Genomic DNA, 21124 nt, shown 5'->3' with positions numbered 1-21124 from the left:
CCCTCATGGCAGAGCACGGACACGGCCACAGCGTCGCGGCCTGGACCGCCGTCACCATCCTCCTGGTCGCCTCGGCGATCATGTCCCTGGCCGTCGTGCTGGCCTCCGTGTGGATGTTCGTGGCGGGTGGCGTCCTCGTCGTCGTCGGCGTCATCGCGGGCAAGGTCCTGGCCATGATGGGGTTCGGCCAGCACAAGCCCGAGACCGCGCGCGGGACCACCGCGGTCCGCTGACCACCCTCCGGTCGGCTGACCCCCCGATCCGCTGACCAACCGGTCCGCTGACCAACCGGTCCGCTGACCACCCGGTCCACCGTCGCGGTCGCCCCAGACGCGATGAGCATGACCCAGCGAGCGTGACCCGACGAGCGAGACCGGCCAACGATGACCCGCCGAAGCCGCAGAGGCTTCGGCGGGTCAGTCGTTCCCACGCGTCACAGGAACCACTAAGGTCTGGCCCTGACGCGCCGCGCCGGCGCGACTCCATGACGAACAGGGGACTCTCTCATGTCCGACTACGGCCAGACGCCGCCGCCGCCCCCGCCCCCGTCCTACGGGATGCCCGGCCAGGGTGCCCCCGGGGCCCCGCCGCAGAACTACCTCGTGTGGGCGATCCTGTCCACGGTGCTGTGCTGCCTGCCGCTGGGCATCGCCTCGATCGTGTTCTCCAGCCAGGTCAACAGCAAGTGGGCCATGGGCGACTACGCCGGGGCGCAGGACTCCTCGGAGAAGGCCCGCAAGTTCGCCATCTGGAGCGCGGTCGCCGGCGTCGTCGTCGGGGTGCTCTACGGCATCCTCATCGGGGCGGGCATCCTCGGCGGTGCCACCTCCAGCACCAGCCCGTGACGCCACGAGCCTGAAGGCCGGGCAGGTGACACCGCGAGCGTGTCCGCTCGAGCGCGTGACCGGCCTACGCTGACCACGTGAGCTCCCTGCTGAACCGGGCCGCGTCGCCCACCCGACCGGGTGGGCGACGCGGCCCGCTGCTGCCTGTGGCCGTGGGCGCGCTCGCCGCCGGGGCGACGGCATACCTCGGCTCGGTCGACCCCAACCAGCCCGGGCACTACCCGACCTGCCCGTTCCTCGCGCTGACCGGCTGGTGGTGCCCCGGGTGCGGGTCGTTGCGGGCGATCCACGACCTCGCGCACCTCGACGTCGCCGGGGCGCTGGCCCGCAACCCGTTCACGGTGGCGGTCGTGCCCTTCCTGGTCCTGGCCTGGGTGCTCTGGCTCGAGCGCAGTCTCACCGGCCGGGTGCCCCGCCGGGTCGCGCCGGCCTGGACGATCAACCTGCTGCTGGTCGGCATCCTCGCGTTCTGGGTGCTGCGCAACCTCCCCGGCTGGACCTGGCTCTCGCCCGCCTGAGGGGCGAGCGGTATCGCCCGGTATCGCGGCGGCCCGTCGGGGGGTGACGATGCGGCGCTGACGTGCGGCGCGACGGTGCGGCACGACGGTGCGGCCCCGACGCCCTGGTCGACCGGGCTGCGGCCCGGGCGCTCGCCCGGGGTCGATTCGGACACCAGGACCGGCGCGGCTAGCCTTGACGGGTGCCCAGCGTTCTAGACGAGATCATCGACGGAGTCCGGGAGGACCTCGCGGTCCGTCAGGCGCGCACGTCCCTGGAGGACCTGAAGGCCCGGGTCGCGCGGGTCGACCCGCCCAAGGACGCCTTCGCCGCGCTCAGCGCGCCGGGCGGGGTCAAGGTCATCGCCGAGGTCAAGCGGTCCAGCCCGAGCAAGGGCGCCCTCGCGATGATCGCGGACCCGGCCGGGCTCGCGGCCGACTACGCCGCCGGCGGGGCCAGCGTGATCAGCGTCCTCACCGAGCAGCGGCGCTTCGGCGGCAGCCTCGAGGACCTCGCCGCCGTCCGCGCCGCCGTGGACATCCCCGTGCTGCGCAAGGACTTCATGGTGTCCTCCTACCAGCTGTGGGAGGCGCGCGCCTGGGGCGCCGACGTCATCCTGCTCATCGTCGCCGCCCTCGACCAGGACACCCTCGTCGGGATGCGCGAGCGGGCGGAGTCCCTGGGGATGACCGCGCTCGTGGAGGTCCACGACGAGGAGGAGGCCCAGCGCGCGATCGACGCCGGGGCCAAGGTCATCGGCGTCAACGCCCGCAACCTCAAGACCCTCGAGGTCGACCGCTCGACGTTCGCCCGGGTGGCCCCGATGATCCCCGCCGGGGTGGTCCGCGTGGCCGAGTCCGGGGTCCGCGGGCCGCACGACGTCCTCGACTACGCCCGCTCCGGGGCGGGAGCGGTGCTGGTGGGGGAGAGCCTCGTGACCGGCGGTCACCCCCGCGAGGCCGTGGCAGACCTGATCGCCGCCGGAGCCCACCCGGCGCTGCGCAAGCAAGGAGTGTGATGAGCCAGTCCCCGCCCTCGCCTCGCGAGGGGCGCTTCGGCGCGTATGGCGGTCGCTTCGTCCCCGAGGCCCTCGTCGCTGCGCTCGAGCAGCTTGACGAGGCCCGCAAGAAGGCCGCGGTCGACCCCGCCTTCCAGGGTGAGCTCGAGCGGCTGCACCGCACCTACACCGGCCGGCCAAGCCTCATCACCGAGGTCCCGCGCTTCGCCGAGCACGCCGGCGGGGCCCGCATCCTGCTCAAGCGGGAGGACCTCAACCACACGGGCTCGCACAAGATCAACAACGTGCTCGGCCAGGCGCTGCTGACCAAGCGCATGGGCAAGAGCCGGATCATCGCCGAGACCGGCGCCGGCCAGCACGGTGTCGCCAGCGCGACGGCGGCGGCCCTGCTCGGACTGACCTGCACCGTGTACATGGGCGAGAAGGACACCAAGCGCCAGGCGCTCAACGTCGCCCGGATGCGGCTGCTCGGCGCCGAGGTGGTGCCCGTCTCCACCGGCAGCGCCACGCTCAAGGACGCCATCAACGAGGCCATGCGCGACTGGGTGACCAACGTCGAGGACACGCACTACCTCATCGGCACCGTGACCGGCCCGCACCCGTTCCCCGAGATGGTCCGCGACTTCCACCGCATCATCGGCGTCGAGGCGCGGGCCCAGGTGCTCGACCTCGTCGGCCGGCTGCCCGACGCCGTGTGCGCCTGCGTCGGGGGCGGGTCCAACGCCATGGGCATCTTCCACCGGTTCATCGACGACGCCTCCGTGCGCCTCGTCGGCCTCGAGGCCGGGGGCGAGGGCGTCGACACCGGGCACCACGCCGCGCGGTTCAGCACCGGCGTGCCGGGCGTGCTGCACGGTGCCTTCACCTACGTGCTGCAGGACGAGGACGGCCAGACGCTGGAGTCGCACTCGGTCTCGGCCGGCCTGGACTACCCCAGCGTCGGCCCGGAGCACTCCTTCCTGAAGGACTCCGGCCGCGCCGAGTACTACCCGGTGACCGACACCGAGGCGATGGACGCCTTCGCGCTCCTGAGCCGCACCGAGGGCATCATCCCGGCCATCGAGAGCGCCCACGCGCTCGCCGGTGCGATCAGGATCGGCAAGGAGCTCGGCCCCGACGGCATCGTCCTGGTCAACCTCTCCGGCCGTGGTGACAAGGACGTCGACACCGCTGCGCGATGGTTCGGGCTCATCTCCGAGGAGGAGCTGGTCGAGGCCGAGCAGCTCAAGGCAGAGGAACCGGTCGAGCAGGCCGAGGGGAGTGGCTGGTGAGCAGCGTCGCGCAGGTCCTGGAGCGGACCCGGCAGGAGGGGCGTGCGGCCCTGGTCGGCTACCTCCCGGTCGGCTACCCCGACGTGCCCGGCTCGATCGAGGCCATGGTGGCCATGGTCGAGGCCGGCGTCGACATCGTCGAGATCGGTGTGCCCTACACCGACCCGCTGATGGACGGCCCGGTCATCCAGCACGCGGTCGACAGGGCACTCAAGGGAGGCACCCGCCTGGCGGACGTCTTCACCGCGGTGCGCGCCGTCGCCGACGCCGGCGCTCCTGCCCTGGTGATGACCTACTGGAACCCGGTGCTGCGCTACGGGGTCGAGCGGTTCGCCGCCGACCTCGCCGCGGCCGGCGGTGCCGGGCTGATCACCCCCGACCTGATCCCCGACGAGGGCCAGGAGTGGATCGAGGCGGCCGACCGGCACGGCCTCGACAAGGTCTTCCTCGTCGCGCCGAGCTCCACGGACGAGCGGCTGCGCAGCACCGCCGCGGCGTGCCGGGGCTTCGTCTACGCCACCGCCGTCATGGGCGTCACCGGCGCCCGGACGGCGGTCGGGGACGCCGCCGAGGCGCTGGTGGCCCGTGCGCGGGTCGCCACGGACCAGCCCGTGTGCGTCGGGCTCGGGGTCTCCAGCGGGGCGCAGGCCGCCGAGGTCGGGGCCTTCGCCGACGGCGTCATCGTGGGCTCGGCGCTCGTGCGCTGCCTCACCGACGCCGCGGAGGACCGCGCTGCGGGCCTGGAGGCGCTGCGCGAGCTGACCCGGGACCTGGCCGCGGGCGTGCGCAAGGGTCGCTGACCGTCATGTTCTCGCGCCAGGGGGCACGCGTGGCCGACATCGTGGGGCTGGTCGCCCGGCTCGCGCTGGGTGGGGTGCTCGTCGTCGCCGGGGCCCTGAAGGTGGCCGAGCCGGCCCAGTCCGCCATGGCGGTGCGCGCCTACCAGCTGCTGCCCTACGACGCGGCCGGCTACATCGGCTTCGCCCTGCCGGTCCTGGAGATCGTCCTCGGCCTGCTCCTGCTGGCCGGCCTCTTCACCCGCGCTGCCGCGATCGGCGGAGCCCTGCTCATGGTGGCCTTCGAGATCGGGATCATCTCGGCCTGGGCCCGCGGGCTCTCCATCGACTGCGGCTGCTTCGGAGGCGGGGGAACCATCGCCGCCTCCCAGACGCACTACCTCTCGGAAGTCCTCCGCGACGCCGGGCTGCTGCTCTGCGGCGCCTGGCTCACCGCCCGGCCGCGCACGGCATACGGGCTCGACCACCGTCTGTTCGGACAGGAGCAACGATGACCCCCCGCCCTGACGCCTCGGCGCGCATCAAGGCAGCGGCCCCGAAGCAGGGACCGTCGAAGATCATCATCGGCGGGGTGGTGGCCGCGGTGGCCATCATCGCCATCGTGATCGCCGTCATCCTCGGGGCCGGCGGCTCGGGCGGCACGGGATCCGGCACCTCGGCCTCGGGCAGCAGTGGGGCGGCTCTGCCCGTGGGCGCCACCGGCCAGGGCGGGGGCATCGTCGCCAACGCCGCCACGGCCAAGGCGGGCGCCCCGACGCTGGACCTCTACGAGGACTTCCAGTGCCCGGTCTGCGGCAAGCTCGAGCAGGTCTTCGGCAAGCAGATCGCCTCGATGGCCCAGGCCGGTGACATCAAGCTCGTCGTGCACATGATGAGCTTCCTCGACGCCAAGCTCGGCAACGACGCCTCGGTGCGCTCCGCCGCCGCGGCGGCGTGCGCGGCCGACCAGGGCAAGTTCCTCGACTACCACGGCGTCGTCTACGCCAACCAGCCCGCCCAGGAGGGCGCCGGCTACACCGACGCCGACCTCATGGGCTTCGCCAGCAAGGCGGGCATCAGCGGGTCCGCGCTGACGGCGTGGACGAAGTGCTTCGACGCCAAGACGCACCAGGGATACGCCACGGCCGTCGAGACCGCGGCCGAGAGGGCCGGTGTCTTCAGCACGCCCACGCTCAAGCTCAACGGCAAGGACCTGCCGCTGCAGCAGCTCTCGCAGCAGTACCTCACCGACCAGGTCAAGGCAGCCACCAAGTGAGCGCGCTGGTCCCCGCCACGATCCCCAGCCCCACGCAGGGCGTCTGGTACCTCGGCTTCTTCCCGATCCGCGCCTACGCCATGTGCATCCTGGCCGGCATCGTCGTGGCCGTCTGGATCACCCAGCGCCGGCTGCTCGACCGCGGGGGCAGGCCCGGGCAGGCCCTCGACGTCGCCGCGTGGGCGGTGCCCTTCGGCATCGTCGGCGGCCGGCTCTACCACCTGATCACCGACCCCGAGCTGTACTTCGCCGCCGGCAAGCACCCGCTCGACGCGCTGAAGGTCTGGAACGGCGGCCTCGGCATCTGGGGCGCCATCGCCCTCGGCGCCGTGGGGGCCTGGATCGGCTGCCGTCGCCAGGGCATCCGCTTCCTCGACTACGCCGACGCCGCGGCGCCGGGCATCGCGGTGGCGCAGGCGTTCGGCCGGTGGGGCAACTGGTTCAACAACGAGCTGCACGGCGGACCGACCACGCTGCCGTGGGGCCTGAAGGTCTACGAGTGGGACCAGGGCGCCGGCCGCGCCGTCGTCGACGCCAGCGGCAAGCCGGTCGTGGCGGGCATCTACCACCCGACCTTCCTCTACGAGTCGCTGTGGTGCCTGCTGCTGGCCCTGGCCATCGTGCTGGTCGAGCGGCGCCTGCGGGCCCGGGGCACCTCGCTGCACCGCGGCCAGGCCTTCGCGCTCTACGTGATGATCTACACCGTGGGCCGCGGCGTCATCGAGATGATGCGCGAGGACCACGCCAACCTCATCCTCGGCCTGCGCCTCAACGTGTGGACCTCGGTGCTGGTCTTCCTCGGGGCGGCCGTCCTCTTCTGGCGGTTCGGGCGGACGCAGGACCTCGCCATGCCGGACGGCGAGCCGCGGCTCGCGGGCGCCGAGCCGGAGGGTGCGGGGACCGCGGACGGTGCGGCGCGCGATACCGGGAAGGCTCCGAACGAGGGTGCCGCAGGGGAGGCGACCCCTGCGGGGGAGCGCGTCTCGTCTCACGATCCGGACTGAATCGTCCCAGCTGTCAGGACATCGCCGGTCTCGGCTATCCTGCTCGGACCACGCTGGCCAACGCCGTCCAGCCCGGTGCCCGAGGCGAACTCGCGACAGTTTCAAGGACGGTGACTCAGCAGCATGTCTGCCTTCACGCGCTTTTCGGCGCAGCCCGCGAACCAGGGGCTGTACAGCTCCGCGCACGAGCACGACGCCTGTGGTGTCGCGCTGGTCGCCACGATGCGGGGCAGCGCCGGGCACGACATCGTGGACCACGCGCTGACGGCGCTGCGCAACCTCGAGCACCGCGGTGCGACGGGCGCCGACCCGGAGGCCGGCGACGGCGCCGGCATCCTCACCCAGGTCCCGGACGAGTTCCTGCGCGAGGTCGTGGACTTCGAGCTGCCCGCCAAGGGTGCGTATGCCGTGGGCACCGCCTTCCTGCCGGTCGAGGCCGCCGAGCAGGCGGCCACGGTCGCGACGATCGAGTCGCTGGCCGAGCAGGAGGGCCTGCGGGTCCTCGGCTGGCGCGACGTGCCGGTCGTCGAGGAGCTCGTGGGGGAGACCGCCCGGGCCTGCATGCCGGTCTTCCGCCAGCTGTTCGTCACCGCCGCCGCCGGCCGCGTCGTCGGCCTGGGCCTGGAGCGGATGGCGTTCTGCCTGCGCAAGCGGGCCGAACGTGAGGCCGAGGTCTACTTCCCGTCGCTGTCGGCGCGCACCCTCGTCTACAAGGGCATGCTGACCACCGGCCAGCTCGAGCCCTTCTTCCCGGACCTGTCCGACCGGCGGTTCGCCACCGAGCTGGCGCTGGTCCACTCCCGCTTCTCGACCAACACCTTCCCCTCCTGGCCTCTGGCCCACCCCTACCGGCTGATCGCCCACAACGGCGAGATCAACACGGTCAAGGGCAACCGTAACTGGATGCGCGCCCGCGAGAGCCAGCTGGCCAGCGACATCATCCCCGGCGACCTCGAGCGTCTCTTCCCGATCTGCACCCCGGAGGCGTCGGACTCCGCGAGCTTCGACGAGGCCCTGGAGCTGCTGCACCTCGGTGGCCGGTCGCTGCCGCACGCGGTGCTGATGATGATCCCGGAGGCGTGGGAGAACCACGAGGACATGGACCCCGCGCGCCGGGCGTTCTACGAGTTCCACTCCACGTTCATGGAGCCGTGGGACGGTCCCGCCTGCGTGACCTTCACCGACGGCACGCTCATCGGCGCGGTGCTCGACCGCAACGGGCTGCGCCCCGGGCGCTACTGGGTAACCGACGACGGCCTGGTCGTGCTGGCCTCCGAGGCCGGCGTGCTCGAGCTCGAGCCGGAGAAGGTCGTGCGCCGTGGCCGGCTCCAGCCGGGCCGGATGTTCCTCGTCGACACCGAGCACGGCCGCATCGTCAGCGACGACGAGGTCAAGGCCACCCTGGCCGCCGAGCACCCTTACGACGAGTGGCTGCACGCCGGCCTGATCCACCTCGACGACCTGCCCGACCGCGAGCACATCGTGCACACCGCGGCCTCGGTGGCGCGGCGTCAGCAGACCTTCGGCTACACCCAGGAGGAGCTGCGGATCCTGCTCTCGCCGATGGCGCGGACCGGCGGCGAGCCGCTGGGGTCGATGGGCACCGACAGCCCCATCGCGGTGCTCTCCGACCGGCCCCGGCTGCTGTTCGACTACTTCACCCAGCTGTTCGCCCAGGTGACCAACCCGCCGCTGGACGCGATCCGCGAGGAGCTGGTCACCTCCCTCGGCACGGTCATCGGCCCCGAGGGCAACGCGCTCACCGCGACCCCGGCCCACGCGCGGCAGGTCATCCTGCCGTTCCCGGTCATCGACAACGACGACCTGGCCAAGGTCGTCCACATCAACGCCGACGGTGACCTGCCCGGCTACGCCACCCACGTGGTCAAGGGCCTGTATGACGTGTCAGCAGGCGCCGCGGCCATGGAGGCCCGGCTGGAGGAGATCTTCGCCGAGGTGTCCGAGGCGATCGCCGGGGGAGCGCGCTTCGTGGTGCTCTCCGACCGCGACTCGGGCCGCGACCTGGCCCCGATCCCGTCGCTGCTGCTCACCTCGGCGGTGCACCACCACCTGATCCGGGAGAAGACCCGCACCCAGGTCGGCCTGATCGTCGAGGCCGGCGACGTCCGCGAGGTCCACCACGTCGCGCTGCTCATCGGCTTCGGGGCCGCGGCGGTCAACCCCTACCTGGCGATGGAGACGGTCGAGGACCTGGTCCGCTCCGGCCAGCTGCCGGGGGTCTCCGCGGAGAAGGCGGTGGCCAACCTCATCAAGGCGCTCGGCAAGGGCGTGCTGAAGGTGATGTCCAAGATGGGCATCTCCACCGTGGCGTCCTACCGCGGCGCGCAGGTCTTCGAGGCCATCGGCCTGTCCCAGGACCTTGTCAACCGCTACTTCACCGGCACGGTGACCCAGCTCGGCGGCGTCGGCCTCGACGTGCTCGCCGCGGAGGCCGCCGCCCGCCACGCCCGGGCCTACCCGCCGGACGGGGTGCGCCTGCCGCACCGCAAGCTCGAGGTCGGTGGGGAGTACCAGTGGCGCCGCGAGGGCGAGCCGCACCTGTTCGACCCCGAGACCGTCTTCCGCCTGCAGCACTCCACGCGGGCCCGGCGCTTCGACGTGTTCCGCCAGTACACCTCCCGCGTCGACGAGCAGTCCGAGCGGCTGATGACGCTGCGCGGCCTGTTCGAGCTCGGCGCGAAGGGGCGCACGCCTGTCCCGCTGGAGGAGGTCGAGCCGGTCAGCGAGATCGTCAAGCGCTTCAACACCGGGGCGATGAGCTACGGCTCGATCAGCCAGGAGGCACACGAGACCCTCGCCGTGGCGATGAACAACCTCGGCGGCCGCTCCAACACCGGCGAGGGCGGCGAGGACGTCGACCGCCTGCTGGACCCGGCCCGTCGCTCGCGGATCAAGCAGGTCGCCTCGGGCCGCTTCGGGGTCACCAGCCTCTACCTGACCCAGTCCGACGACATCCAGATCAAGATGGCCCAGGGCGCCAAGCCCGGCGAGGGTGGCCAGCTGCCCGGCCACAAGGTCTACCCGTGGGTGGCCAGGACGCGGCACTCGACGCCGGGCGTGGGCCTGATCTCCCCGCCGCCGCACCACGACATCTACTCGATCGAGGACCTCGCCCAGCTGATCCACGACCTCAAGAACGCCAACCCGTCCTCGCGGGTGCACGTCAAGCTGGTCTCCGAGGTCGGCGTCGGCACGGTCGCGGCCGGGGTGTCCAAGGCCCACGCCGACGTGGTGCTCATCTCCGGCCACGACGGTGGCACCGGCGCGTCGCCGCTGACCTCGCTCAAGCACGCCGGCGCCCCCTGGGAGCTCGGCCTGGCCGAGACCCAGCAGACGCTGGTGCTCAACGGCCTGCGGGACCGGATCGTCGTGCAGGTCGACGGCCAGCTCAAGACCGGCCGTGACGTGGTCATCGCGGCGCTGCTCGGCGCCGAGGAGTTCGGCTTCGCCACGGCCCCGCTCGTGGTCAGCGGCTGCATCATGATGCGCGTCTGCCACCTGGACACCTGCCCGGTCGGCATCGCGACGCAGAACCCCGAGCTGCGCGCCCGCTTCTCCGGCAAGCCCGAGTTCGTCGAGACGTTCTTCGAGTACATCGCCGAGGAGGTGCGCGAGCACCTCGCTGCGCTGGGCTTCCGCAGCATCGAGGAGGCGGTCGGCCAGGTCTCCCTGCTCGACACCGCCAAGGCCGTCGAGCACTGGAAGGCCAGCGGCCTGGACCTCACCCCGATCCTCACCGAGGTGGCCCCCACGGACGGGTCCGCGCGATACAACTCCTGCGGGCAGGACCACGGCCTGGAGAAGGCCCTGGACCACACGCTCATCCAGCTCAGCCAGGACGCGCTGCAGCGGGCCGAGCCGGTGCGCATCGACCTGCCGGTCCGCAACGTCAACCGGACCGTCGGCACGATGCTCGGCCACGAGGTCACCAAGGCCCACCCCGAGGGGCTGCCCGACGGCACCATCGACATCTCGCTGAACGGCTCCGCCGGGCAGTCGCTGGGCGCGTTCGTCCCCGCGGGCGTGACGATCCGGCTCTTCGGCGACGCCAACGACTACGTCGGCAAGGGCCTGTCCGGCGGCCGGGTGGTGGTCCGCCCCGAGCGCGGTGCCTCGCTCACCGCCGAGCACAACGTCATCGCCGGCAACGTGATCGGCTACGGCGCGACCTCCGGTGAGGTGTTCCTGCGCGGCCAGGTCGGCGAGCGGTTCTGCGTGCGCAACTCCGGCGCGACCGCCGTCGTCGAGGGCGTGGGCGACCACGGCTGCGAGTACATGACCGGGGGCATCGCCCTGGTGCTCGGCCCGACGGGCCGCAACTTCGCCGCCGGTATGTCGGGTGGCGTGGCCTACGTCCTCGACCTGCGGCCCGAGCGGGTCAACACCGAGCTCGTCGACCTCTCGCCGCTGCGCGAGGACGACGAGAAGGTCGTGCACGACCTGCTCACCCGGCACCGTGAGTGGACCGACTCCGCCGTGGCGGCGCGGCTGCTCGGGGACTGGGACAACGTCAAGAGCCGCTTCTCCCTGGTCCTGCCACGCGACTACCAACGCGTGCTGGACGTCAGGGCAGCGGCCGAGTCCGAGGGACTCGACCTCAACGGCACCCAGGTGTGGGAGCGGATCATGGAGGCCTCCCGTGGCTGACCCTCAGGGTTTCCTGACCACCCGTCAGCGTGAGCTGCCGACCCGGCGGCCCGTGCCGGTCCGGATCATGGACTGGCAGGAGGTCTACGAGCGGCAGGACCCGGCCCAGCTCCAGCGCCAGGCCGGTCGCTGCATGGACTGCGGCATCCCGTTCTGTCACAACGGCTGTCCGCTCGGGAACCTCATCCCCGAGTGGAACGACCTGGCGTGGAAGGGCGACTGGCGCGAGGCCATCGAGCGGCTGCACGCCACGAACAACTTCCCGGAGTTCACCGGGCGGCTGTGCCCGGCCCCCTGCGAGACCGCCTGCGTGCTGGGGATCAACCAGCCCGCGGTGACGATCAAGCAGATCGAGGTCACGACGATCGACCGGGCCTTCGAGGACGGCAACGTCACGCCGCAGCCGCCGGAGCGGCTCTCCGGCAAGACCGTCGCCGTCGTCGGCTCCGGGCCGGCCGGCCTCGCCGCCGCCCAGCAGCTGACCCGGGCCGGCCACACGGTGGCCGTCTTCGAGCGCGAGGACAAGCCCGGCGGCCTGCTGCGCTACGGCATCCCCGAGTTCAAGATGGAGAAGTCCGTCCTGGACCGGCGCCTGGAGCAGATGAAGGCCGAGGGCACCCGCTTCCGCAGTGGCGTCAGCGTGGGCGAGGACATCACCGGCGAGCAGCTGCGCCAGCGCTACGACGCCGTCGTGCTGGCCGTCGGGGCGACGGTGCCGCGTGACCTGCCGGTGCCGGGTCGTGAGCTGAACGGCATCGTGCAGGCCATGGACTACCTGCCGCCGGCCAACCGGGTCGCGCTCGGCGAGGAGGTCGAGGACCAGGTCCTGGCGACCGGCAAGGACGTCATCATCATCGGCGGCGGCGACACCGGTGCCGACTGCCTCGGCACCGCCATCCGCCAGGGCGCCCGCTCGATCACCCAGCTGGAGATCATGCCGCGGCCGCCGGAGGACCGGCCGGCCGGGCAGCCGTGGCCGACCTACCCGATGCTCTTCCGCGTCGCCAGCGCCCACGAGGAGGGCGGCGACCGGGTCTACGCCGCCAGCACCAAGGAGGTGCTCGGCGACGAGGACGGCAACGTCCGCGCGCTGCGCGTGGTCGAGGTCGAGATGGGCGAGAAGGGCTTCACCGAGGTCGAGGGCTCCGAGCGGGAGATCCCGGCCCAGCTGGTCCTGCTGGCCATGGGCTTCCTGGGGCCGCAGGCGCCCGGTGTCGTCGAGCAGCTCGGCGTCGAGCTGGACGAGCGCTCCAACATCAAGCGCGGCAAGGACTTCCAGACCACGGTGCCGGGCGTCTTCGTCGCCGGCGACGCCGGTCGCGGGCAGTCCCTGATCGTCTGGGCCATCGCCGAGGGGCGCGCCGCGGCCAACGGGGTCGACGCCTTCCTGACCGGGTCCTCGGCCCTGCCGCGCCCGATCAACCCGACCGACCGTCCGCTCACGGCCTGAGCGACGTCCGTTGTCCGGAACCGGCCGTCCACGAGGGTGGCCGGTTCCGTGCTACGGCCCGGTAACCCATAGGGTTTGACCCATGCGCCGCGCCAAGATCGTCTGCACGTTGGGACCTGCCACCTCCTCCCCGGAGAAGCTGCAGGAGCTGGTCGAGGCCGGCATGGACGTCGCCCGGCTCAACCTCTCGCACGGGGCCTACGAGGACCACGAGAAGGTCTACCTCGAGGTGCGTCGCGCCAGTGACGAGTCCGGTCGCGCGGTCGGCGTGCTCGTCGACCTGCAGGGCCCCAAGATCCGCACCGGTCGCTTCGCCGACGGCCCGGTCACCCTGGAGAACGGCGCCCGCTTCGTCATCACCACCGACGACATCCTCGGCGACCAGGACCGCGTGTCGACGACCTACAAGGGCCTGCCGGGGGACGTCAACCCCGGCGACCGGCTGCTGATCGACGACGGCAAGGTCGCCCTCGAGGCGGTCGAGGTGACCGACACCGAGGTCGTCACCGTCGTCATCGAGGGCGGCGTGGTGTCCAACAACAAGGGCATCAACCTGCCCGGTGTCGCGGTGAGCGTGCCGGCGCTGTCCGACAAGGACGAGGCCGACCTGCGCTGGGCGCTGCACCTGCGCGCCGACATGATCGCGCTGTCCTTCGTGCGCTCCTCCAAGGACATCGAGGACGTCCACCGGATCATGGACGAGGAGGGCGTGCGCCTCCCGGTCATCGCCAAGATCGAGAAGCCGCAGGCGGTCGACAACCTCGCCGACATCATCGAGGCCTTCGACGGCGTCATGGTCGCCCGCGGCGACCTCGGCGTGGAGCTGCCGCTGGAGCAGGTGCCGCTGGTGCAGAAGCGCGCCATCGAGATCGCCCGCCGCAACGCCAAGCCGGTCATCGTCGCCACCCAGGTGCTGGAGTCGATGATCGAGAACTCCCGCCCCACGCGCGCCGAGGCCAGCGACGCCGCCAACGCCGTGCTCGACGGCGCCGACGCGCTGATGCTCTCCGGTGAGACCAGCGTCGGCAAGTGGCCCATCGAGGCCGTGCAGACGATGGCCAAGATCATCGAGAACACCGAGGAGCACGGCCTGGACCGGGTCGCGCCGCTGGGCACCAAGCCGCACACGACCGGTGGCGCCGTCACCCGCGCCGCCGCCGAGATCGGCGAGCTCGTCGGGGCCAAGTTCCTCGTCACGTTCACCACGACCGGTGACTCCGCCAAGCGGCTGTCCCGGATCCGGTCCAAGCTGCCGATGCTGGCCTTCACCCCCAACCAGGCGACCCGCTCGCAGCTGGCCCTGACCTGGGGCATCGAGACCTTCCTCGTGCCGATGGCCAAGCACACCGACCAGATGGCGCTGCAGGTCGACGTGTCGCTGCTGCAGTCCGGCCGGGCCGCCGAGGGTGACCTGGTGGTCATCGTGGCCGGCTCCCCGCCCGGCATCCCCGGCTCCACCAACGCCCTGCGGGTGCACCGCATGGGCAACGCGGTCAACCGCGTCGCGCCGGCCTACCAGGACCTCGACCTCTAGGCCGAGCTGCCGGGGCCCCGGCCCTACGACTGGCCGCGGGGGTGCAGCTGGACCACCCCGGGGGCGGAGCCGACGCCGCGACGCCCCATGGCCCCGCCGGAAGGCGGCGCCGCGCGGCCCGCACCGCCCTCGGGCGGCCGGGGCGGCGCGATCACGCCGACCTGGATCATCGAGGTCAGGTCGTCGCGCACCGCCCAGTGCTCACTGAGCTTGCCGTCGGTGACGCGGAACCAGTGGCAGGCGTAGCTGTCGAAGCGGCGGCCGGTCGGCGGCATCACCCCGTTGAGCGGACCCAGGTTGGTGCCGGTGCTGCGGACCCGGGCCACGACCAGGTCGCCCTCGGCCACGAGCTGGTCCACCCGCATCTGCAGGTCGGGGTACTGCGCCACGAGCCACTCGACCGTCTCGCGCATGTGCCGCGGGCCGTCGACCAGCCCGGGGGTCGTGGACGAGAACGGTGCCGCCGCGTGCTCGATGAAGTCGTGGGCGAACAGCGCCTCGCACGAGGCGAGGTGGCGCTGGTTGAAGGTCTCCTCGAAGTGCCGGCGGACCAGGGCCTTGTTGGCTTCCAGGGCTGGGACACCATCCATGCCGCCATCGTCGGACCGTGCCACCGAATGGTGGCACCTGCGAATGGCGCACCCCACCTCGTCCGGGTCGGGGGGAGCCGGACGCTATGCTGACGCCGCACCCTGCCGGGGTGGTGGAATGGCAGACACGGAGCACTCAAAATGCTTTGCCCGAAAGGGCGTGCGGGTTCAAGTCCCGCCCTCGGCACTCACCCTGCGAAGGTCCTCCGCCCGGCTGGCTAGGCTGGCCGCCGTGACCGACGACGCCACCACCCCGGACCCCACGCCCGCCGCCCCCGAGGCTCCGGCCACCGCGGGAGCCGGCGACACGGCATACCCCCCGGCGCAGCCGCGGCTGCGCATCGTCGTCGCCGAGGACGAGGCCCTGATCCGGCTCGACCTCGCCGAGATGCTGGGGGAGAGCGGCTACGAGGTGGTCGGCCAGGCCAGCAACGGCGAGCAGGCCGTCGAGCTGACCCGGGAGCTGCGCCCCGACCTCGTGGTCATGGACGTCAAGATGCCGGTCCTGGACGGGATCAGCGCCGCCGAGCAGATCGGCGCCGAGAAGCTGGCCCCGGTCCTGATGCTCACCGCCTTCAGCCAGAAGGAGCTCGTCGAGCGGGCCCGGGACGCGGGGGTCATGGGCTACGTCGTCAAGCCGTTCTCCGCCGCCGACCTCGGGCCCGCCATCGACATCGCCCGGTCGCGCTGGGCCGAGCTGCACGCCCTCGAGCAGGAGGTCGCCGACCTCGCCGAGCGGCTCGAGACGCGCAAGCTGGTCGACCGGGCCAAGGGCGTGCTGATGTCGCGGCTGGAGGTCACCGAGGCCGACGCTTTCCGCTGGATCCAGAAGACCGCGATGGACCGCCGGCTCGGGATGCGCGAGGTCGCCGAGGCCGTGATCAGCGGTATGCCGGGTTCGTCCGCAGGCGCGTAGAACCGCCGCGGCGGCCGGGTCGGGGATGTCGCGACACCCCCCGCATCAACCTCAGGTCACGACACGGTCACCGTTCGGGTCCAGACAGTCCCGCCGGGGGGCTGCCGGGGTCTAGTGTTCCGACAAACCTCCCGCAGAGGGGGTTTGAGAGCGTTGCGCGGGGCGCGGCGCCAAACGTGGCATCAGGAGGATTTGTGCGTTCTCTCATCAAGTTCGGTGCGCCTGTCCTGGCCGCCGCACTCGTCCTGACCGGGTGTGGCACCAAGGGGGGCTCTTCCTCGGCGGCCGCGGGTGGCAAGGCCTGCGACCTCAAGATCGGCTTCTTCGGTGCGCTCACCGGCGACGCCGCCAACCTCGGCATCAACATCAAGAACGGCGCCGACCTCGCCGTGAAGCAGTACAACGAGAAGCACGCCGACTGCAAGGTCACCCTCGTGACCTTCGACAGCCAGGGCGACCCGGCGCAGGCGCCGGCACTGGCACAGAAGGCCGTCAGCGACAAGAAGGTCATCGGCATCGTGGGCCCGGCATTCTCCGGTGAGTCCAAGGCTGCTGACCCGATCTTCGACAAGGCGGGCCTGACCACCATCACCCCGTCGGCGACCAACCCGAAGCTGTCCCAGAACGGCTGGAAGACCTTCTTCCGCATGCTCGGCAACGACGCGACCCAGGGTCCGGCGGCCGCCAAGTACATCAAGGACATCCTCGGGGCCAAGAAGGTGTTCGTCGCCGACGATTCCTCCGAGTACGGCAAGGGCCTGGCCGACATCGTCAAGGGTGACCTCGGCTCCATGGTCGTGGGCACCGACGAGGTCCAGCAGAAGCAGACCGACTTCTCGGCGACCGTGACCAAGGTGGCGGCGTCCAACGCTGACGCCCTGTTCTACGGCGGCTACTACGCCGAGGCGGCCATCCTCGCCAAGCAGCTGCGTCAGCAGGGCTGGAAGGGCACCATCGTCGTGGGCGACGGTGTCAAGGACGACGGGTACATCAAGGCGGCGGGCGCCGCTGCCGAGGGCACCGTCATGACCTGCCCCTGCCTCCCGCCGGAGAAGGCGCCGGAGTTCCAGTCGGCGTTCAAGGCGGCCTACGGCTCCGACCCGGCCACCTACTCCGCCGAGGGCTACGACGCGGCCAACGTCTTCCTCGCGGCCATCGCCGCCGGCAAGACGAGCCTGTCGGACGTCAACACCTTCGTGCACAACTACGACGCCAAGGGCGTGACCAAGCAGATCAAGTTCGACGCCCAGGGCGAGCCGTCCGACAAGACGGTCTGGGCCTACAAGGTCACCGGCGGCAAGATCGTGCCCGACCAGGAGATCAAGTAAGACGCTGACCTGCTGAGGGAACCGGCGACACCTGCCTTCGCCGTCAGGCCGGTTCCGCAGTGAGACGTGGCGGCCGGAGGCACCAGCCTCCGGCCGCCACGCGCGTCAGTGGCCCTTCTGCGGGCGCCACGGGTGGCCTAGAGTCCCCCCAAAGCCGATGCTGACGCTGTCCGAACCGCCATCGAGACGGGACCTGCATGGACCTCCTGATTCACCACTTCTTCGAGCTGACGGTCACGGGCCTGGCGATCGGGGCGGTCTACTCGCTCGTGGCCCTGGGCTACACGCTGGTCTACGGCGTGCTGCGGCTGATCAACTTCGCCCACTCCGAGGTGTTCATGTGGGGCACCTTCGGCGCCGTCTGGGTGCTCACTGCGCTGGGGGCGGGCAAGGCGACCGGGTTCGCGGTGGTGGGCTACCTCATCATCGGCTTCCTCGCCGCGATGTTGGTCTCGGCGATCGTCGCCCTGATCCTGGAGTACGGTGCCTACCGCCCGCTGCGCAAGCGCAACGCCCCGCCCCTGATCGCACTGATCTCGGCCATCGGCGCCTCGTTCGTGCTCTCCGAGCTGATGGGCCTGCGTGACAAGGTCGCGGCGTGGTTCGGGCTCGACCGGACCCTGGCCGACTACGTCGGCCGGCCCCGGGAGAACGCCGTCGCGCCCAGCCTCGTCGACAGCCACGTGGTGTTCCAGCTCGGCGACTACGGCGTCAAGAACATCGACATCATCGTGCTGGTCGCGGCCGTCGTGATGATGGTGGTGCTGGACCAGTTCGTCAGCCGCACCCGCCTCGGCCGGGGCATCCGGGCCGTGGCCCAGGACCCCGAGTCGGCGGCCCTCATGGGTGTCAACCGCGACCGTGTCATCCGGATCACCTTCCTCGTCGGCGGGATCATGGCCGGCGGGGCGGCGATGCTCTACCTGCTCAAGGTGGGCGTCACCCGCTACAACGCCGGCTTCATCCTCGGCGTCAAGGCGTTCACCGCCGCCGTGCTCGGTGGCATCGGCAACGTCCGGGGTGCCCTCCTCGGCGGCTTCATCCTCGGCGTCGCCGAGAACTACGGCTCGGCGCTGGTCGGCACCCAGTGGAAGGACGTCGTGGCGTTCCTGCTCCTGGTCGTCATCCTGTTGTTCCGCCCGACTGGTCTGTTGGGCGAGTCGCTCGGAAAGGCCCGCGCATGAGTGCCGTCACCGACTTCTTCCACGGCTTCCGCGGGCGGGTCGCAGGCCTGCCCAAGCCGGTCAAGATCGTCCTGCTCGTGGTCGCGGCCCTGCTGGTCTACCTGCTGCCGATCATCAACCCGCCGTTCATCACGACCACCGACTCCGACTTCGCCAGCGTGCTGTTCAGCTGCGCGGTCTACGCGCTGGTCGCCCTCGGCCTCAACGTGGTCATCGGCTACGCCGGCCTGCTCGACCTGGGCTACGTGGGCTTCTTCGCCATCGGCGCCTTCACCGTGGCGGTCTTCGGCTCCCAGCACGGCAAGCTCTCCTGGGCGCTGTGCGTGCCGCTGGCGATCATCGTGGCGATGTTCTCCGGCATCCTGCTCGGCGCCCCGACGCTGCGGGTCCGCGGTGACTACCTGGCCATCGTGACCCTCGGCTTCGGCGAGATCATCCGGCTGGTGCTGCTCAACTCCGAGTGGCTCGGCGGCGCACAGGGCATCAGCAACATCCCCTCACCGCAGAGCTTCGCGCTGTTCGACATCCCGCACCTGGACTGGTCCGGGGGCGCCCCGGTGGTCGACCTGTCGACGACCTCGACGTTCCTGGAGTTCGGGGTGCGCGACGCCACGCCGTACTACTGGCTGGCGTTGACCATCGTCATCATCGTGATCTTCATCGACCGGCTGATGCAGAACTCACGCGTCGGCCGGGCCTGGGAGGCGACCCGGGAGGACGAGGACGCCGCCGAGCTCATGGGCGTGCCCACGTTCCGGTTCAAGCTGCTCGCCTTCGCGATCGGTGCCTGCATCGGCGGCCTGTCCGGATCGCTGTTCGCCGCCCGCCAAGGGTTCCTCAACCCCGACAACTTCACCATCCTCTACTCGGTGCTGTTCGTGGCCATGGTCGTCGTCGGCGGCCAGGGCAACCGGTGGGGCGTCATCTCGGCGGCCTTCCTGCTGACGTGGCTGCCCGAGAAGTTCCGGTTCCTGTCCGAGGAGCGCTACCTGCTCTTCGGCCTGGCGCTCATGGCCCTGGCGATCTTCCGACCGCAGGGTCTGCTCCCGCCACGGAGGGCCGTCCGGGCGATCGAGTCCGAAGAGGAGATCGAGGCCCTGGAGGAGGGGACCGCACATGCCTGACAGCACGCCCGCGACCGACACCCAGGTCGACTCGACCGGCCCGGCGGCCGGCGCCGGTGCGTCCGCCCGCCGGCTGCTGGAGGTCGACGACGTCACGCTGCGCTTCGGCGGAGTCGTGGCACTGAACGAGGTCTCGTTCCACATCAACGAGGGCGAGATCCTCGGCCTGATCGGCCCCAACGGTGCCGGCAAGACGACGTGCTTCAACGTCATGACCGGCGTCTACCAGCCGACCTCGGGCGACGTCCGCTTCCAGGGGGAGCCGCTCGGCCGACGCAAGAAGCACGAGATCACCCGGCTCGGCATCGCGCGTACCTTCCAGAACATCCGGCTGTTCGGCACCATGACCGCGCTGGAGAACGTCCTCGTCGGGGCCGACGCCCACCACACGACCGGGGTCGGGTCGGCCATCCTGCGCCTGCCCAAGCACCGCCGGGAGGAGAAGGAGGGCTACGAGCGCGCCCGCGAGCTGCTCAAGTTCATGGGCCTGAGCAAGCGCGCCAACGAGCTCGCCCGCAACCTGTCCTACGGCGACCAGCGCCGGCTCGAGATCGCCCGCGCCCTGGCCACCAACCCGACGCTGCTGTGCCTGGACGAGCCCGCCGCCGGCTTCAACCCGGCGGAGAAGGCCCGCCTGATGGAGCTGATCCGCACCATCCGCGACCAGGGCTACACCGTGCTGCTCATCGAGCACGACATGAGGCTGGTCATGGGGGTGACCGACCGGATCGTGGTCCTGGAGTTCGGCCGCAAGATCGCCGAGGGCCTGCCCGCCGAGATCCGCGACAACCCCGCCGTCATCGCCGCCTACCTGGGAGTCGACGAGAATGCTTCTTGAGGTGCAGGGCCTGTGCGTCAACTACGGGCGCATCGAGGCGATCCGGGACATCACCTTCACCGTCGAGGAGGGTGAGGTCGTCACGCTGATCGGGGCCAACGGTGCCGGCAAGACGACGACGATGAAGACCGTCTCCGGCCTGCGCCCGGTGCGGGCCGGGACGATCCGCTTCGACGGCCAGGACATCACCCACATGCCGCCGCACCAGCGGCCGGTGCTGGGCATCTCCCAGAGTCCGGAGGGGCGGGGCTGCTTCCCGGGCATGACGGTCAACGAGAACCTCGACATGGGCGCCTACGCCCGCAAGGACCGCAAGACCAAGGCAGTGGCCGAGGACCGCGACCGGGTGTTCTCGCTCTTCCCCCGGCTCCAGGAGCGGATGAACCAGACCGCCGGCACGATGTCCGGCGGTGAGCAGCAGATGCTGGCCATGGGCCGCGCGCTCATGGCCCGGCCCCGGCTGCTGCTGCTCGACGAGCCGTCGATGGGCCTGGCGCCCAAGCTGATCCGGCAGATCTTCGACATCGTCACCGAGATCAACAACCAGGGCACGACGGTCCTGCTGGTGGAGCAGAACGCCGCCCAGGCGCTCAAGCGCGCCAACCGGGCCTACATCCTGGAGACCGGGGAGATCGTGCGCGAGGGCACCGGTGCCGAGCTCGCCGCCGACGACTCGGTCAAGGCCGCCTACCTCGGCGGCGACGTCTAGCCACCCGGTATGCCGTGTGCTCGCCCCGGGTGCCCCGGGGCGGGCGCCTGCGCGTGCGCACCACCGCCCGCCCGGCAGCACGCCCCGTGGTTGCC

The 21124-nt window shown here is 71.3% G+C and carries 19 protein-coding genes and 1 tRNA gene; 19 read left to right on the top strand and 1 reads right to left on the bottom strand.

Annotation, left to right across the window (positions count from 1 at the left end; genetic code table 11):
* Positions 1 to 5: 5 nt before the first annotated feature.
* The 12 genes from AC3ANM_RS03510 to pyk all read left to right on the top strand — a co-directional run bounded on the left by AC3ANM_RS03510 (position 6) and on the right by pyk (position 14340).
* Complete coding sequence (locus AC3ANM_RS03510; RefSeq protein ID WP_488286756.1) at positions 6 to 233, top strand: HGxxPAAW family protein; 228 nt, start codon at positions 6 to 8, stop codon at positions 231 to 233.
* 273 nt (positions 234 to 506) lie between these two features.
* Positions 507 to 845 carry a CD225/dispanin family protein gene (locus AC3ANM_RS03505; protein ID WP_488286755.1) on the top strand — a complete coding sequence of 113 codons (339 nt, stop codon included), beginning with the start codon at positions 507 to 509 and terminating at the stop codon, positions 843 to 845.
* Positions 846 to 922: 77 nt separating this feature from the next.
* Complete coding sequence (locus AC3ANM_RS03500) at positions 923 to 1363, top strand: DUF2752 domain-containing protein (protein ID WP_488286754.1); 441 nt, start codon at positions 923 to 925, stop codon at positions 1361 to 1363.
* A gap of 182 nt (positions 1364 to 1545) precedes the next feature.
* Entirely contained in the window at positions 1546 to 2361 is an 816-nt protein-coding gene (gene trpC, locus AC3ANM_RS03495; RefSeq protein ID WP_488286753.1) for an indole-3-glycerol phosphate synthase TrpC, read from the top strand.
* Positions 2361 to 3632 carry a tryptophan synthase subunit beta gene (gene trpB / locus AC3ANM_RS03490; protein WP_488286752.1) on the top strand — a complete coding sequence of 424 codons (1272 nt, stop codon included), beginning with the start codon at positions 2361 to 2363 and terminating at the stop codon, positions 3630 to 3632. The genes trpC and trpB overlap by 1 nt, the downstream gene beginning before the upstream one ends.
* The gene (trpA, locus tag AC3ANM_RS03485; protein WP_488286751.1) at positions 3629 to 4432 is read left to right on the top strand and encodes a tryptophan synthase subunit alpha; all 804 of its coding nucleotides are present in this window, start codon (positions 3629 to 3631) and stop codon (positions 4430 to 4432) included. Before trpB ends, trpA begins: the two co-directional genes overlap by 4 nt.
* A gap of 5 nt (positions 4433 to 4437) precedes the next feature.
* Positions 4438 to 4923: a MauE/DoxX family redox-associated membrane protein gene (locus tag AC3ANM_RS03480; protein ID WP_488286750.1), complete on the top strand. Its 486-nt coding sequence runs from the start codon at positions 4438 to 4440 to the stop codon at positions 4921 to 4923.
* Positions 4920 to 5684: a DsbA family protein gene (locus AC3ANM_RS03475; RefSeq protein WP_488286749.1), complete on the top strand. Its 765-nt coding sequence runs from the start codon at positions 4920 to 4922 to the stop codon at positions 5682 to 5684. Before AC3ANM_RS03480 ends, AC3ANM_RS03475 begins: the two co-directional genes overlap by 4 nt.
* Positions 5685 to 5689: 5 nt before the next feature.
* Positions 5690 to 6688: a prolipoprotein diacylglyceryl transferase gene (gene lgt / locus AC3ANM_RS03470; protein ID WP_488287904.1), complete on the top strand. Its 999-nt coding sequence runs from the start codon at positions 5690 to 5692 to the stop codon at positions 6686 to 6688.
* A gap of 123 nt (positions 6689 to 6811) precedes the next feature.
* Positions 6812 to 11356, top strand: a complete 4545-nt coding sequence (gene gltB / locus AC3ANM_RS03465) for a glutamate synthase large subunit (protein ID WP_488286748.1) — start codon at positions 6812 to 6814, stop codon at positions 11354 to 11356.
* On the top strand, positions 11349 to 12806 hold the full coding sequence (locus tag AC3ANM_RS03460; RefSeq protein WP_488286747.1) for a glutamate synthase subunit beta: 1458 nt from the start codon (positions 11349 to 11351) through the stop codon (positions 12804 to 12806). Before gltB ends, AC3ANM_RS03460 begins: the two co-directional genes overlap by 8 nt.
* 82 nt (positions 12807 to 12888) lie before the next feature.
* Positions 12889 to 14340 (top strand): pyruvate kinase, encoded by a 1452-nt coding sequence (pyk, locus tag AC3ANM_RS03455; protein ID WP_488286746.1) that lies wholly within the window; start codon positions 12889 to 12891, stop codon positions 14338 to 14340.
* A 23-nt stretch (positions 14341 to 14363) separates the two neighbouring features.
* Here the strand turns inward: pyk and AC3ANM_RS03450 are convergent, their stop codons facing one another.
* Complete coding sequence (locus AC3ANM_RS03450; RefSeq protein WP_488286745.1) at positions 14364 to 14930, bottom strand: ester cyclase; 567 nt, start codon at positions 14928 to 14930, stop codon at positions 14364 to 14366.
* A 104-nt stretch (positions 14931 to 15034) separates the two neighbouring features.
* On the opposite strand from AC3ANM_RS03450, the gene AC3ANM_RS03445 reads away from it, so the two are divergent.
* The 7 genes from AC3ANM_RS03445 to AC3ANM_RS03415 all read left to right on the top strand — a co-directional run bounded on the left by AC3ANM_RS03445 (position 15035) and on the right by AC3ANM_RS03415 (position 21029).
* Positions 15035 to 15117, top strand: a tRNA-Leu gene (locus AC3ANM_RS03445).
* 45 nt (positions 15118 to 15162) lie between these two features.
* Positions 15163 to 15846, top strand: coding sequence for an ANTAR domain-containing response regulator (locus AC3ANM_RS03440; RefSeq protein ID WP_488286744.1), 684 nt, complete (start codon positions 15163 to 15165; stop codon positions 15844 to 15846).
* A 194-nt stretch (positions 15847 to 16040) separates the two neighbouring features.
* The gene (locus AC3ANM_RS03435) at positions 16041 to 17174 is read left to right on the top strand and encodes a branched-chain amino acid ABC transporter substrate-binding protein (RefSeq protein WP_488286743.1); all 1134 of its coding nucleotides are present in this window, start codon (positions 16041 to 16043) and stop codon (positions 17172 to 17174) included.
* 197 nt (positions 17175 to 17371) lie between these two features.
* Positions 17372 to 18358 (top strand): branched-chain amino acid ABC transporter permease, encoded by a 987-nt coding sequence (locus AC3ANM_RS03430; RefSeq protein WP_488286742.1) that lies wholly within the window; start codon positions 17372 to 17374, stop codon positions 18356 to 18358.
* On the top strand, positions 18355 to 19482 hold the full coding sequence (locus AC3ANM_RS03425; RefSeq protein ID WP_488286741.1) for a branched-chain amino acid ABC transporter permease: 1128 nt from the start codon (positions 18355 to 18357) through the stop codon (positions 19480 to 19482). Before AC3ANM_RS03430 ends, AC3ANM_RS03425 begins: the two co-directional genes overlap by 4 nt.
* A complete protein-coding gene (locus AC3ANM_RS03420) occupies positions 19475 to 20320 on the top strand; it encodes an ABC transporter ATP-binding protein (RefSeq protein WP_488286740.1) in 846 nt (281 codons plus the stop codon). Before AC3ANM_RS03425 ends, AC3ANM_RS03420 begins: the two co-directional genes overlap by 8 nt.
* Positions 20310 to 21029, top strand: coding sequence for an ABC transporter ATP-binding protein (locus AC3ANM_RS03415; RefSeq protein ID WP_488286739.1), 720 nt, complete (start codon positions 20310 to 20312; stop codon positions 21027 to 21029). Before AC3ANM_RS03420 ends, AC3ANM_RS03415 begins: the two co-directional genes overlap by 11 nt.
* The last annotated feature ends 95 nt before the right edge of the window (positions 21030 to 21124 follow it).

Source organism: Oryzihumus sp. JJN4-3R, from assembly GCF_057747915.1.
Note: the sequence above shows the minus strand (reverse complement) of the source record. Positions and strands in the feature narration are given on the sequence as shown.

Excerpts from the sequence above, each read along its gene's own strand:
- AC3ANM_RS03425 (WP_488286741.1), top strand. The coding sequence starts at position 18,355 with ATGAGTGCCGTCACCGACTTCTTCCACGGCTTCCGCGGGCGGGTCGCA.
- AC3ANM_RS03510 (WP_488286756.1), top strand. The coding sequence starts at position 6 with ATGGCAGAGCACGGACACGGCCACAGCGTCGCGGCCTGGACCGCCGTC.
- AC3ANM_RS03430 (WP_488286742.1), top strand. The coding sequence starts at position 17,372 with ATGGACCTCCTGATTCACCACTTCTTCGAGCTGACGGTCACGGGCCTG.
- AC3ANM_RS03450 (WP_488286745.1), bottom strand. The coding sequence starts at position 14,930 with ATGGATGGTGTCCCAGCCCTGGAAGCCAACAAGGCCCTGGTCCGCCGG.
- AC3ANM_RS03475 (WP_488286749.1), top strand. The coding sequence starts at position 4,920 with ATGACCCCCCGCCCTGACGCCTCGGCGCGCATCAAGGCAGCGGCCCCG.
- trpB (WP_488286752.1), top strand. The coding sequence starts at position 2,361 with ATGAGCCAGTCCCCGCCCTCGCCTCGCGAGGGGCGCTTCGGCGCGTAT.
- AC3ANM_RS03420 (WP_488286740.1), top strand. The coding sequence starts at position 19,475 with ATGCCTGACAGCACGCCCGCGACCGACACCCAGGTCGACTCGACCGGC.
- AC3ANM_RS03480 (WP_488286750.1), top strand. The coding sequence starts at position 4,438 with ATGTTCTCGCGCCAGGGGGCACGCGTGGCCGACATCGTGGGGCTGGTC.
- AC3ANM_RS03505 (WP_488286755.1), top strand. The coding sequence starts at position 507 with ATGTCCGACTACGGCCAGACGCCGCCGCCGCCCCCGCCCCCGTCCTAC.
- AC3ANM_RS03415 (WP_488286739.1), top strand. The coding sequence starts at position 20,310 with ATGCTTCTTGAGGTGCAGGGCCTGTGCGTCAACTACGGGCGCATCGAG.
- pyk (WP_488286746.1), top strand. The coding sequence starts at position 12,889 with ATGCGCCGCGCCAAGATCGTCTGCACGTTGGGACCTGCCACCTCCTCC.
- gltB (WP_488286748.1), top strand. The coding sequence starts at position 6,812 with ATGTCTGCCTTCACGCGCTTTTCGGCGCAGCCCGCGAACCAGGGGCTG.